Origin of the sequence: Lutimonas halocynthiae, assembly GCF_030409835.1 — a bacterium.
GTDB lineage: Bacteria > Bacteroidota > Bacteroidia > Flavobacteriales > Flavobacteriaceae > Lutimonas > Lutimonas halocynthiae.
In genome coordinates this window covers 116997-130368 of record NZ_JAUFQO010000012.1, presented here as the reverse complement: position 1 = coordinate 130368, position 13372 = coordinate 116997, and the positions used below count along the sequence as shown (strand labels likewise).

The 13372-nt window shown below is 34.1% G+C and carries 10 protein-coding genes; 4 read left to right on the top strand and 6 right to left on the bottom strand.

Annotated features, from left to right (window positions below):
- Positions 1–107 precede the first annotated feature (107 nt).
- Complete coding sequence (locus tag QWY87_RS12205) at positions 108–1709, bottom strand: Ig-like domain-containing domain (protein WP_290291557.1); 1602 nt, start codon at positions 1707–1709, stop codon at positions 108–110.
- Between the two features lie 62 nt (positions 1710–1771).
- Positions 1772–2461, bottom strand: a complete 690-nt coding sequence (locus tag QWY87_RS12200; protein ID WP_290291556.1) for a ComF family protein — start codon at positions 2459–2461, stop codon at positions 1772–1774.
- A gap of 148 nt (positions 2462–2609) precedes the next feature.
- On the opposite strand from QWY87_RS12200, the gene QWY87_RS12195 reads away from it, so the two are divergent.
- Together QWY87_RS12195 and QWY87_RS12190 are read left to right on the top strand one after the other, a co-directional pair.
- Entirely contained in the window at positions 2610–3515 is a 906-nt protein-coding gene (locus QWY87_RS12195) for a DUF8428 domain-containing protein (protein WP_290291554.1), read from the top strand.
- Positions 3516–3712: 197 nt separating this feature from the next.
- Complete coding sequence (locus QWY87_RS12190) at positions 3713–5257, top strand: glycine--tRNA ligase (RefSeq protein ID WP_290291551.1); 1545 nt, start codon at positions 3713–3715, stop codon at positions 5255–5257.
- A 104-nt stretch (positions 5258–5361) separates the two neighbouring features.
- Here QWY87_RS12190 and QWY87_RS12185 read toward each other — a convergent pair whose 3' ends face one another.
- From QWY87_RS12185 to QWY87_RS12175, 3 genes are read right to left on the bottom strand one after another with little or no spacing between them, the layout of a single operon-like run.
- Positions 5362–8778, bottom strand: coding sequence for a DUF8818 domain-containing protein (locus QWY87_RS12185; protein WP_290291549.1), 3417 nt, complete (start codon positions 8776–8778; stop codon positions 5362–5364).
- A 49-nt stretch (positions 8779–8827) separates the two neighbouring features.
- Positions 8828–9310, bottom strand: a complete 483-nt coding sequence (locus QWY87_RS12180) for a methylated-DNA--[protein]-cysteine S-methyltransferase (RefSeq protein ID WP_290291547.1) — start codon at positions 9308–9310, stop codon at positions 8828–8830.
- A gap of 9 nt (positions 9311–9319) precedes the next feature.
- On the bottom strand, positions 9320–10087 hold the full coding sequence (locus QWY87_RS12175) for a TatD family hydrolase (RefSeq protein WP_290291545.1): 768 nt from the start codon (positions 10085–10087) through the stop codon (positions 9320–9322).
- A gap of 138 nt (positions 10088–10225) precedes the next feature.
- Between QWY87_RS12175 and arsC the strand changes: the two genes are divergently transcribed.
- Entirely contained in the window at positions 10226–10564 is a 339-nt protein-coding gene (gene arsC / locus QWY87_RS12170) for an arsenate reductase (glutaredoxin) (protein WP_290291542.1), read from the top strand.
- 99 nt (positions 10565–10663) lie between these two features.
- Positions 10664–13096, top strand: a complete 2433-nt coding sequence (locus tag QWY87_RS12165; RefSeq protein WP_290291540.1) for a TonB-dependent receptor — start codon at positions 10664–10666, stop codon at positions 13094–13096.
- Positions 13097–13129: 33 nt separating this feature from the next.
- Here QWY87_RS12165 and QWY87_RS12160 read toward each other — a convergent pair whose 3' ends face one another.
- The gene (locus tag QWY87_RS12160; protein WP_290291835.1) at positions 13130–13345 is read right to left on the bottom strand and encodes a hypothetical protein; all 216 of its coding nucleotides are present in this window, start codon (positions 13343–13345) and stop codon (positions 13130–13132) included.
- Positions 13346–13372 lie beyond the last annotated feature (27 nt).

Sequence of the window (13372 nt, the reverse complement as noted above, 5' to 3'; positions counted from 1 at the left end):
AAATGATTCTAAACAACAAAGATACTAACTTCTATTGAAGTAAAAAGAAATATAAATCACATTAAGGAAATAAAAATGACATAAAAATCATTTCAAAAAATTCGGAATTATGGTGTCAATAGGATATTCTCCTCAACTTCCCAATTGGCCTTTGCTTCAATTACAGATTTAACATAGTAAACCTGTTCTGGCTGCAGGTTCTTTAGAAAATCTCCTGTATCCCAAATTCGATTTTCATTATCATCATATATAATGCGAATTTTAAATCTTCCAGGTCTCAAATATTTAAATTCGAACTCTTGCGGCCCTGTTGCATAGGTTTCAGCGATGAGATCACCTTTTTGATCAATCAGGTGGATTATTGCTGGAAATCTCTCAATACCTCTCATAGTAAGGAAAATAGAGCAGTAATCAGATATTTTGCCAGTTTTTAAAGCAGATTGAATCGTATCATTTTGAATTCCAAAAATATCTTCAACAGCACCGGGTTCTATAAAAAGTTTATAACTCTGATTGAGCTCTTTTTCAAATTCAAAATCAATCCGGTCAAGCCTTTTCGATACATTCAATTTTAAAGGAACAGCTACAGAATCTTTATCCCAAAAGTGAAATTTGGTACTGTCTATTTTCATCATGGGTACTGATGATGCGATCTGAAGTGTATCCCTTAAGTGCAACATCCCATAGGTTGATAATTCTAATCGAAGAGAATCTATTTCTTCTTCATTGATTTGTACTTTCACTGTGTCAAGAAACTTATCTTTACGCACCTGAAGAATCATTGTATCTAACTCAAAATGATTAAACCAATAATTTAGTGTGTCAGCTCTTCTGTCTTTTGCATAAAAGGCTTTAAAATCTTCTGGTGTATCAGATAGTATTTTAATCTCAACATCCTCCGATTCTCCTTCGAAGCCTAAAATCAAATGCCCTTTTGAAATGTCTTTAGGCCTTGAAACCAGTTTAAAAGGAAATCTTTCTTTAAAAAGATTCAAATCGAAAACGGTATCGCCTGGCAGCGTAATTAATTCAGGATGAAATCCAATTCTATCTTCCTTCGGGTTGTATTTATAGTTCTTACTAGCGTCATTAAGGGCAATTAGTCGATATGTACCCGCCTTAATATTTGTAATCTCCCAGTTATTCAAACTATCTATTGTAGTTCCTACATAGGTAGGTTTTTGGCTAAATATGATTGAATCTTTATAAACAGAATCAACCGGATACAACATAATTGTTGGGTTTTCAATCATGACAAGGTCATAGGCATCTTTTATGGCACCCTTGACCTTTAAAGAATCTATATAATCTCCAGTCGAAAAGATGTATTTAAAATTATCAAGAACATTTCCTTCAGTATTATCGATAATACTTTGAGCAAAATTAAATGTATAGGTCGTATTCTCTTGAAGTGTATCGCCTATTTTTATTGTGATTCTTTTACTTGGAGAGCCCAAAGGCGTAATCACTGGATTATTCTTAAGAGGTGGGGAAATTATCAACTGCGAGTTCACATCCTTAAGTTTTACGTATTCATCAAAATAGATTTTAATTTGATCTTCTTTAAACTGCAGACTTCTGAAATCAGGATCTGCCTTTACCATAATTGGTTTGTCAAAATCCTTAGGTCCACCTTCCGGGCGTCCTCTTCTTGCGCAGCTCGAAAGAATCAAGAGACAAATAAGTAAAGAAAAATAATGAAATTTCATACTCTAAATAAAATACAAATTAACAATTATTTTTCTCCTTATTCTATTATTTTTTTGCAAAATTATGGCGTAAATGCCATACTGGCAAGGCTTAACTGAACTCCGTTATGTTTCATTAGTTGTATACCACAGGCTTCAATCGTTGCGCCCGAAGTAATAATGTCATCTACTAGTAAAATATGAGCGTTTTTAATTTGGTCTGAGCTATGGAGCTTGTAATCATTCTCAAGTATCTTGAGTCTGTCAAATCTGTTCTTTGAAGTTTGTGTCTTTCTGTTGTTTACTTTCAGTAAAACATCTGGTCTTAATTCAGCCTGTAGCTCTTTAGCTATAGCAGAAGCGAAGCCTATCACTTGGTTATATCCCCTCTCCTTTTCTTTCTTTGGATGCATAGGAACTGGAATTACAAAATCAATCCCTTCAAATCTATTGCTTTGTTCCATTTCACGTGCCAGCCAAAGTCCAAAAAAAATACCTAGATCCGACTTTCCCTGATATTTTAATTGATGTATTAATTTCTGAACTGCCCCTTTTCTCTCAAAATAGAATAAAGATGTAGCAGCTTTTAATGGTATTCTGCCAATAAAAGCCATTTCCAACTGATTTTTTGGCTGCCTACTATAATGTGTCAAAGGCAATTCAGAAAGGCAAAATATACATAGGAATTTTCCCTGTACTTCTAGCAGGCTACCACAATTGAGACATTCTTCCGGAAAAAAAAGATCAAAAATATTCCTTAATATATTGGGCATTAAAACATTATTTATCAACAGTCAGACTTAATTCTTAAAAAAAATTGTTCTAAATCTTTAAAAAAAATTAAATTTGCACACAATTTTTCTGATTTATTACGTTTAATAAGTTAAGATTAATCTAAAATGTAAACCTAATTCTATAATTATGGAAGAAAATTCTAAATCTTCAAACAGTAAAATTTTAATAATAGCTTTGACTGTTTTACTGTTCGGCCTTATTGGCTATACTTTCTATAACAACAATGATCATAAAGAAGCCCTCAAGTTTTTGACGGCAGAAAAAGAGCAGATTATTGGGAACCTTACTGCAATGGAAGAAAAGTATGATGTTGCCATTGCTCAAAACACAAGCCTTTCGGATTCCCTAACAATGGAAAAAGAAAAGATTGCTTTATTAAAGGATTCAGTTCAAAATCTTAAACAGATCAATTCAAGTGTCTTGAGAAGATACCGTGGTCAATTGGCTACTTTGGAGAAAACCAACAACCGACTTTTAGACGAAGTTGATTCTCTTAAACTGGCTAACAATATGCTTACTGAGGAGAAAGACAGTATCAATAGTCAACTTGAGATTCAAACAAATTATAACGACACTTTAGTCTCTCAAAATATGGAGTTGGCTAGGAAAGTTGAAATTGGTGGAGCGATCAATGTTGAAAATGTAGAAGTTATCGCGATGAAAATGCGTTCTAACGGAAAATATACTGAAACAAATAAAGCTCAGAAAACTGATGCTATTAAAGTTGCATTTAGATTAATTGAAAACGAAATAGCTGATCCGGGAGATAAAGAAGCCTATATCGTATTGAAAAACCCAAGTGGACAAGTTATCAATGCAAAAGGAACTTTTATGTTAGAAGAAGGTGCTGAAGCGAAGTATACTGATCAAACAATAGTTAATTACGAAAATGCAGATCTTGATGTAGTGATGTTGGTTGAAAGAAAAGGAGATAAGTATGCAGCAGGTGCCTACCCTATCGAAGTTTATGTAGAAGGTAAATTAGTTGGTTCAGCGAACCTAGAACTAAATGACTCTTTCTTAGGACTGTAATCAGCTCTAATAAAATTATAAATAAAAGGAAACACAATTTGTGTTTCCTTTTTTTATGCGCTTCCTATAAATTAATTATTTTTGCCGAATCAAACCGACAAGGTTTTAATGAATAATCACTTAGGTGAATAAAAAAATAATGAAACCAATTGAGAATGGTTTTGGTTTCAGATTTAGAAAAAAATATAAAATCACACATGAATAATCAAGAAGACAAATTCAAAAAAGTAGTTTCACATGCCAAAGAGTATGGATTCGTTTTTCAATCCAGTGAAATCTATGATGGATTAAGTGCAGTATACGACTACGCTCAAAATGGGGCTGAGCTAAAGAAAAATATCCGTGAATACTGGTGGAAATCTATGGTGCAAATGAATGAGAACATCGTAGGAATAGACGCTGCCATATTCATGCACCCTACTACTTGGAAAGCTTCAGGTCATGTGGATGCGTTTAACGACCCATTGATCGATAATAAAGATTCTAAAAAAAGATATCGCGCTGATGTGTTGATTGAAGACTATGCTGAAAAATTAAACATCAAAGCAGAAAAAGAAATCAAAAAAGCGGCAAAAAGATTTGGTGATGCTTTTGACAGAAATGAATTCGTATCAACAAACCCAAGGGTAGTCAAATACCTGAGCAAGAAAGAAGAAGTTCTAAATAGAATGGCCCGCTCTCTTGAGAATGAAGATCTTGGCGATGTAAAGGCGCTAATTGAGGAACTTGAAATAGCTTGCCCTGTTTCAGGGTCTAGGAACTGGACAGATGTAAAACAGTTCAACTTAATGTTCGGTACTAAATTAGGTGCTTCAGCAGATTCAGCTATGGATTTATACCTTAGACCTGAAACTGCACAAGGAATCTTTGTGAATTTTGCAAATGTGCAAAAAACGGGAAGAATGAAAATACCTTTTGGAATTGCGCAGACCGGAAAAGCTTTTAGAAATGAAATTGTCGCAAGACAATTCATATTTAGAATGAGAGAGTTTGAACAAATGGAAATGCAATTTTTTGTAAGACCGGGAGAAGAATTGAAATGGTATGAAAGTTGGAAAGAGACCAGGTTAAAATGGCATTTATCTTTGGGCTTAGGGGAAGAAAATTACAGATTTCACGATCATGAAAAATTAGCCCACTATGCCAATGCCGCTGCAGACATTGAATTTAATTTTCCTTTTGGGTTTAAAGAGCTGGAAGGAATACATTCAAGAACTGATTTTGATCTTAAGGCGCATGAAGAACATTCAGGAAAGAAATTACAGTTCTTTGACCATGAAATGAACAAGAATTACGTTCCTTATGTTGTTGAGACTTCAATTGGCCTTGATAGAATGTTCCTTGCTGTATTTTCAACAGCCCTACAAAATGAAGTACTTGAAGATGGGTCGGAAAGAATTGTCTTAAAGTTACCATCGGTGCTTGCACCTACTAAAGCTGCTATTCTGCCTTTAGTCAAAAAAGATGGATTACCTGAAATAGCAAGAGAAATCATTGACCAATTAAAATTTGACTTTAGTGTTACTTATGACGAAAAGGACGCTATTGGAAGACGATATAGACGTCAGGATGCATTAGGAACTCCATTTTGTATTACCGTTGACCACGAAACAAAGAATGACCAAACAGTAACGATCAGACATCGTGATTCTATGGAACAAAAAAGAGTTAAAATAGATGCGCTTAGTAGCATTATTACATCTGAAGTTTCTATGGCAAATTGGTTGAGAAAAAACCAATAGACATTGCTCAAAACATATTCATAAAAAAGAGTTATTGCGTTTGCAATAACTCTTTTTTTTTGCGATTTAATGCAAACAAAGAATCTTAATAATAAGCTACTGGATTAAAATGTAGCTCTCAACTGCAGATTACCGGTATGAATTGTTTTTGAATCTTCTGATTTTCTACCCAGATAATTCAGATTCAGATCTAGAAAAGAGGTCAATCTTTTTTGCAATCCCAACAACCAGGTTAAGTTAGTTCCAGGTTGCAGTCCTTCCAACATCTGATAGGCAACAGGCGAATTCGTATTTCCTTCAAATTCATTGAAATATAAATTGGCATTGGCATTAACTGAAAAACTCTGTTTACTGGCAAATTTAAAATTAGCTCCCAAAACATGCATATTCAAAGTTTCCATTTCGAGTATTGTATTCTGCTTGTCTTTGTAAGTATAATATAAATCCAATCGTGTATTTTGATTGTACAAATAAGATATTTTAGGATTTATCTGTATGACTTCCAGGTTATAGTTTCTATTGGCATAACTATTTGACTCACTTATATTATCATTAAACCCTGCCCCCAGATCCATCAGCCAGAAACTACCCAACTTATGAATAAACTGAAATTGATGTGTTCTCAGCGTTACATCCTGATCTCCGAATGAATAAATGGTTTTCTTTCTGAAATTTAAATAAGAATAAACAAAGCTGAACTTTTGCAGACCCCTATTGAAAAAAAAACTGTTCTTAAAATTCTGATCTAAGCCTAAAAGGTCTTCATCGTCTGAAGCAAATGGATTAATGCTGAATTCATCCTTATCACGTTTCGTTTTAGCATCAATTAAAAAATAGGTTTGGTTTGCAAAATGAGAAGCCACCTTTTTAAAGCCTTGTTTATTTCTCCATGAAGAAGCATTTATATTCAGGGATTGACTCCATTTATTTTGATTGGTTCTTATAAATGAAATGGTAGGTAATAATACCCGTACATAAATCGCCTGATCCTGAAACTTAGCAATTACAAATTCATCTAATTCCTGAATGCCATTCTCATTAAAATCTATCCATTCATAGAAGCCTTTACCAGGTTCAACTTCTACATAGCTAAAAGCTTGTTGCGGAAGTGTTCCTGATCTGGTTTCTATCAAAGTTTGAAGCCCAATAAAATCTCCTACAATTCTTTGCCTATAGCTCACCCGAGCATTCAAAGAACTGTCATCTGGTGCATTGACATTTTTGACTTCGCGATAATTGACAAAAAAGGCCAAATCTGTATTGATATTTTGAATCAACCTAGACTTCAAAAAATAAGTATGTGCCTTGCTTACAAGGCCTAAAGCCCCGCCTTGAACACTGTCGGTTTCTCTGTAATTATAACCTATTTCAGTAAATACCTTAGTTGAATCTCCTACACCGGCATAACCTTCAATTTCGGCAAATCGATGTGATAGAATATCTAATTCATTATTGTCTGAACGCCGTCTTAAATTCTTTTCATAATTAAACTTCCCTCCTACCCAAAACTTTGAAATCTGTTGTGTTACACCAGTGTATAACCTTTCAAAAGTGTTATCCTCAAGACCATTCTCATTCTTCAACATACTCCCATCAACATGGAAATCAGTATTATTTAGGTGAAAATCAGCCAATAAACTATGTCTGTCTCCTGTGTAATTATCACCCAGACTCAAGTTTTCATAATTATATCGAATAAGCCCTAAACTATCATTTCGAAAATTCAAGCCCCCTTGGATATATTGCTGCTTTTGACTCGTGTTTAATCCTGTTGAAATAATATTCCAATCTCTTGAAAATTCAACATTTCTAATTCTTTCGACTGATCTAAAATTTTCACTAAAATATTCATAATCAATATCACTGTTCAACTTCCACTTTTTATCTAATATCTTTTGTTTCCATGAAAGTTTAGTAGCTACACCTTTATTCATTTCATTGTCTATGCTAGAATATAGATTCTGATCTTTATCACTCAAAGCCAACTCGGTTTCGATTAAGGTTTTTTCACCCAATACATAATCAGCTTCTATATTTAACATCTGTAACTTTTCGGGGGCAACTAGTTGAATTACAGGAAGAAAAGCACCCTGCTTTTGGTTATTAACTTCTGATGTAAATTGATATACCCTGCCAGACGCCAATGTCGTCTCTAAGATATAATCACCATTATTCTCACCTACATAAGAAAAATCAACCTGATATAGTGTTTCGTCTGGATCATTTGAATACTCATACGCTTCAATTCCGTCAACTTCAATTTTTCTATATAAAACCCGATTCTCACTGTACTCAGATTCGACAGCTGAAGGCGCGATCATTTTAGATTTGTCATTCCCTGCATCAGCTAATATCTGTTTTTGATCATCTGATAAGTTTTGGTCTATGGGGCTATTTTTGGCATCAGTTTCATTATAGTATTGAACACCAATTTTCAACTTATCTGATTGAAATTTCACCCCATCATAGGTGAGAAATCTGGTGTAATTCCGCTCAGAAAGTTGGTATTCTATTGTAAACCTGAGATTAGAACTAACTGTATACAATGTTGTAAATGTGATTTCTCCTGTATTATAATCTATAGTATAGTCAAAATTTTCCCCTCGCCTAAGCAAAACGCCATTGGCATAAACTCTTTCACTACCTGAAATCATGATTATGAATTGCTGGTTATCTGATCCCAGTATTTTATAAGGCCCCTGATTGCCATCTAATCCATTAAACTTATAGCTTTGAAATTTTCCTCTAACCAATGCTCCTGAGGCAAAAAAGTCAGTTTTTCCAGCTGGCTTATTCACATTTCCTTTGACCAAAACACCTGATATCTTTTTTTGAAATCTCATCAGATAACTTTCAGTATTGCTCAAATCAATGTCTCCAGCGGTAAGCGACCAATTGTCAGCATATAATTCAATAAAAACACGATCAAATTCGTCAAGACGTTGGGTAAAACCTCCTGATTGTAAGGGTATTTCATTATCTGTAATTGAAGCTCTGATCCCTACTTTTTCGGACAACTGCCCTTCAATCTGCAGGTTAAAATTAGAATTAACTACGGCATCCTGATTATTCCCAATTGTAACACCCCTGGATAAACTACCACTTGTGTAAAGACCATCAAAAGGTTTGTTTTTATTTAATCTTGAATTGGCTTGCGAACTATATAATTGCGATTCATCTGTAGCTTGAGCAACAATTAGCGATCTATCAAAAGCTGCATAACTACGAGTCATAAAATCAGGGTAAGGTAAATAGGCTATCCTAACTTTTTTACCTTTCCAATACATAGGGTTTTTAAAATGTAGTATGGCTTTTGCATAATCCACTTCAAATAAGTCCTCGTCAACCAAATTCGTTTGGTCTTCATACAATTTGAAATAACCCGGATTAATGCTCAAACTGTCAATTTGAATACTATCACTTTGAACCAGATACGTTTTTATAAGTACTCCTTCAGGTAAGGCCTGTCCACTAACGATGCCGCTGGATAGTAGTATTAGTAAGACTAAGATTCTTTTCATGAAGTAAAACAAACTTAAACAATACCTGTGGATTCTTTTGGTCTAAGAGCTAAAATAAACTCGTCTGGCCAGAAGGGCTTTCATGTTCCAGTAGCCAATTCTTTCTCCATAAGCCACCTGCATATCCTGTAAGCGACCCATCTGATCCTACTACCCTATGACATGGTATTACGATCCAGATTGGGTTTTTACCATTGGCACTTGCCACTGCTCGAATAGCTTTTTCATTACCTAATTTCAAAGTCTGCTTCATATAGGTTGTTCTCTTTCCAAATGGAATATTCAACAATTCATCCCATACCGTTTTTTGAAAATCTGTGCCTTTAGGGTTTATTTTTATAGAAAAATCCTTTCTTTCTCCTTCAAAATATTCAGTTAACTGTTTCACACATTCAAGTAAAACTTCCGGAACAAGTTGTGTACTGTCTAACTCCTCATTCAAAACCGATATTTCAGAGATTCCTTCTTGATTTCCTACAATTCTTGCCGTACCGATGGGAGTTTTGAAGAAACATTGTTCATTATCGCTCATAGCCTACTTTTATATACCGAATACTTGCTTAGAATTAGAAGTCGTTATTTTTGCAATTTCCTCGGGATCTATGCCATAAATATCAACAAGTTTACCCAGAACATTTATTAAATAACTGCTTTCGTTCCGCTTGCCTCTATACGGAGCTGGAGCAAGATAAGGTGAATCTGTCTCTAGTACAATGTGTTCCAAAGGAATAGCTGACATAAATTTATCCAGCCCTCCATTCTTAAAAGTTATGACACCGCCTATACCCAGCTTAAAACCATATGAAATAATTTTTTCAGCCTGTTCTTTATTGCCCGTAAAACAATGAAAAATTCCGTTCAAATCATCATCGCAAACCGCATCCATAATTTCAAAGATTTCATCAAAAGCATCACGACAATGAATTACAATGGGTAATTTTCTTTCCTTGGCCCATAATATCTGCATGCGAAAAGCTTCTTGCTGTTCTTTGATAAAAGATTTATCCCAATAAAGGTCCATACCAATTTCACCTATCGCATAAAACTGTTTTGTTTCTAACTGTTTTTTAACGATTGCTAACTCTTCTTTAAAATCAGCCTTCACATGAGTTGGGTGCAAACCCGCCATGAGAAACACATTTTCTGGAAATGCCTTTTCTAGTGCAAACATCCTGTCGTAATAACTCGAATCGATGGCTGGAATAAAGAACCTTTTAATGCCCAATTCTAGGGCTTTTAGAATTACTTCTTCACGATCTTCATCAAATTGTTCAGCGTAAAGATGCGTATGCGTATCAGTTAAAATCATGGAACAAATATAGTTGAACCCAATAAATATTCACCAGCGGTCTTTTTTTTTTTCATTATAATATAAATTAAACCTTCCTCATTTTATCATGATCAAAAAATGAATTATTTTTGCTAGCCAACAAACAAACTAACCAAAATGAAAATCTATCACAATCCGAGATGTAGCAAAAGCAGACAAGGTCTAGCTATGTTACGGGAGGCCAATGTTGATCTGGAAATTATCGAATACTTAAAGAATCCTTTGACCGAAAGTGAATTAAAAGATCTTTTAAAAAAGCTACATATTCCTGCCATAGAGCTTGTAAGGAAAAATGAGGCTGTCTGGAAGGAGCAATATAAAAACAAGAACCTTTCTGAAAATGAGTTAATTGAAGCCATGGTGGCTAACCCTAAGCTCATAGAAAGGCCAATTATTGTAAATGGTGATGCTGCTGTGATAGGCAGACCAATTGAAAAAATAAGTACTATTATCTGATCATTAACAATCATAATGTTAATGACCAAAAATACCCCTAAACCACTATTTTTTTATAATACTGAATAATCTATATTTATCGGATTACACCATTTTGTAATGAAATTAATAAGTATCCTGATCATGTTTCTCCTCTCCTTCAGTTTATCAGGTCAGGTTAGCATGCAAATAAATCATATTAACGGTCGCGTCAAAGACGCCGACACGCACTTGCCATTGCAGTTTGTAACGGTGACATTCCAGAATATGGATACACAAGAGTTGATAGGAGATGTAACAGATAAAGATGGTTATTTTGAATTGAATGTGCTGAACGGCAAGTACTATTGTATTGTTGAATCACTATCATTTCAACCTTTTATAATTAATGTTCTTTCCATAAATCAAGACATGGAAATGGGCCTCATTGAATTGCGTCAAAGTACTGAGAATTTAGAAGAAGTAGAATTGATCGCAACAAGTAACCTTGTTGATCATGAACTCACAAAGAAAATATACAACGCCTCAAAAGATATTGCGAATATCGGGGGGAATGCTGTAACGGTATTGGAAAACACACCATCAGTTCAAATTGATATTCAGGGTAATATTACGATCAGAGGTAATAACGCCTTAGTTCTTGTTGACGGAAAGCCTTATGGCGGGCAAAGAAGTAGTGCTGATGTTTTAAGTCTTATCCCTGCAAATACAATTAATAAAGTTGAGATCATATCCCAATCTGCTAAATATGATGCCGAAGGTGGCGGTGGTATTTTAAACATTATTCTAAAAAAGAGGTCAATTGAAGGCTATAACGGAACAGTGGAAGCCCACCTCGGAATCCCCGATAATGATGGAGTTTCAACCTTTGTCAACTACAAAACAGACAAGGTGAATATGTACTCTACCTTAAGCTTCAATCATGTAGTCAAAAATAAAGATACTGAGATCCAGCAGATCTTTCTTGATGACACGCAAAACCCTACCGGAAATTTTGATCAGACACGCACTGATTATCGTCAAAGGAATAGCTTTCTGTTTAATATTGGCAGTGATTTCTACCTGGATACAAAAAATACATTAACAACATCGATACTTTATACGAAGTCCAATAAAAACTATGATTCTGAGTTGTTTCTCAATGATTACCAGCCAATAGACGAGTTGATCAAATCTTCCTTCAGGGAAGTTGATGACAATTCGGATGAAGGATTTCTGGAAGCCTATGTGCAATATGCAACTAAATTTAATGATAAAGGGCACCAGTTGTCTGCTGACTTAAAATATGATAACAGTCTTGCCGATAATGACACTGATATCTTAAATACTGAAACCTTTCCCGGGGATGATTTAACAGAACAAAAATATGTCAAGGATGAGAGTGTAGACAATTTCTATACCAAGATAGACTATGCCTTACCTATTAGTGATAATGCGAAATTTGAAGCAGGTTTTAAAGGTAATTTTCGTAATTATAGTAATGATTTTGCTGCGAGTAATTTTAATACGTCACTAGCAAAATTTGAATCAATTGCTGACTTTACGAGTAAGATCGATTACAAAGAAAATATTTATGCTTTTTATGCCAACTATAGCAGACAATACGACCGTTTCAGTTTCAGTCTTGGCCTGAGAACAGAAGTTACTGAAACTACGATCACTGAAAAAACAATCGATGAGGAGTTCGAGAATAATTATACTGATTTATTCCCCAATGCACTGCTAACCTATAATTTTAATGAACAAAATGTCATTTCACTAGGTTATACAAAATATATAGACAGGCCAACTATATCAGAACTAAATCCTTTCAACTCATTTACAGATGAACGATTTATCCTAGTAGGTAATCCGTATCTACAACCTTATTACACGAATTATTTTTATCTAGAGTATTATAATGAATTCGAAAAAATATCTTTAAATACAGCTATTTTCTATTCCAATTCAACTGATCGAATTCTGAATGTTCTCGAAAAAACTGGTAATCAAACCAGTGATGGGTTTGATATTTTCAGGCGCATACCTAAAAATAACGGAACATTAAATTATACAGGCCTGGAAATAGAAGCCACCTATAATCCAAATAATAAAATTCGCTTATATGGATTGATTAGTCCCTATTTTTCAGTTTTATCTGAAACAATTGATAATGCTTACGACTATGAAAATTGGGTCTTATATGGTAACTTCAGATTTTTATACCGTATTTCTAATACTTTGAGGGCGAATATTGATTATCTATATCAATCTACTCAAAAGACAGCCTTAACCAAATTAAAAGCCTTTCAATATGTGAATTTCAATATTTCTAAAGATTTTTGGGAAGGTAAATCAACATTAAGTTTTAAAATAAACGACGTATTTCATACGCGTAAGGCAGATTTCACTTCACTGGAAGCCAATACCATAACCCATAGAAGTTTTATTTTTGATACCCAATACCTGCTTTCCTTCTCTTATCGCTTTAATAAAAGTAGCAGACGAAATTCACACAATAGAGCTAAGGAGACAGAAAAGAATATTTTTGAAGTAGAAGATCAGGTAAAATAAAAAAGCCTGTTTTCACAGGCTTTTATTTTTATATTATTTAGATTTTGCTTTTTTAGCTTCTTTCTTCAGTTTCCAACTTTCCATAAGGTTACCAAACAACCAATAAGGAACTACAGTTGTCAAAAGAAAGATCAACATCCAAAAACCCATTGTAAATACAGTTAAGAATACTAAAAAACCTAAAAATTGACCAATTTCCATAATGACGTTTGTTATAAATAAGCCACAAAAATAGTACATATTTTTCATTTTACAATTAATTCCTAAAGTATTTTA

What these genes read in the sequence shown, in the direction of transcription:
- QWY87_RS12205 (WP_290291557.1), bottom strand. Translation starts at nt 1,709, where the DNA reads ATGAAATTTCATTATTTTTCTTTACTTATTTGTCTCTTGATTCTTTCG.
- QWY87_RS12200 (WP_290291556.1), bottom strand. Translation starts at nt 2,461, where the DNA reads ATGCCCAATATATTAAGGAATATTTTTGATCTTTTTTTTCCGGAAGAA.
- QWY87_RS12195 (WP_290291554.1), top strand. Translation starts at nt 2,610, where the DNA reads ATGGAAGAAAATTCTAAATCTTCAAACAGTAAAATTTTAATAATAGCT.
- QWY87_RS12190 (WP_290291551.1), top strand. Translation starts at nt 3,713, where the DNA reads ATGAATAATCAAGAAGACAAATTCAAAAAAGTAGTTTCACATGCCAAA.
- QWY87_RS12185 (WP_290291549.1), bottom strand. Translation starts at nt 8,778, where the DNA reads ATGAAAAGAATCTTAGTCTTACTAATACTACTATCCAGCGGCATCGTT.
- QWY87_RS12180 (WP_290291547.1), bottom strand. Translation starts at nt 9,310, where the DNA reads ATGAGCGATAATGAACAATGTTTCTTCAAAACTCCCATCGGTACGGCA.
- QWY87_RS12175 (WP_290291545.1), bottom strand. Translation starts at nt 10,087, where the DNA reads ATGATTTTAACTGATACGCATACGCATCTTTACGCTGAACAATTTGAT.
- arsC (WP_290291542.1), top strand. Translation starts at nt 10,226, where the DNA reads ATGAAAATCTATCACAATCCGAGATGTAGCAAAAGCAGACAAGGTCTA.
- QWY87_RS12165 (WP_290291540.1), top strand. Translation starts at nt 10,664, where the DNA reads ATGAAATTAATAAGTATCCTGATCATGTTTCTCCTCTCCTTCAGTTTA.
- QWY87_RS12160 (WP_290291835.1), bottom strand. Translation starts at nt 13,345, where the DNA reads ATGAAAAATATGTACTATTTTTGTGGCTTATTTATAACAAACGTCATT.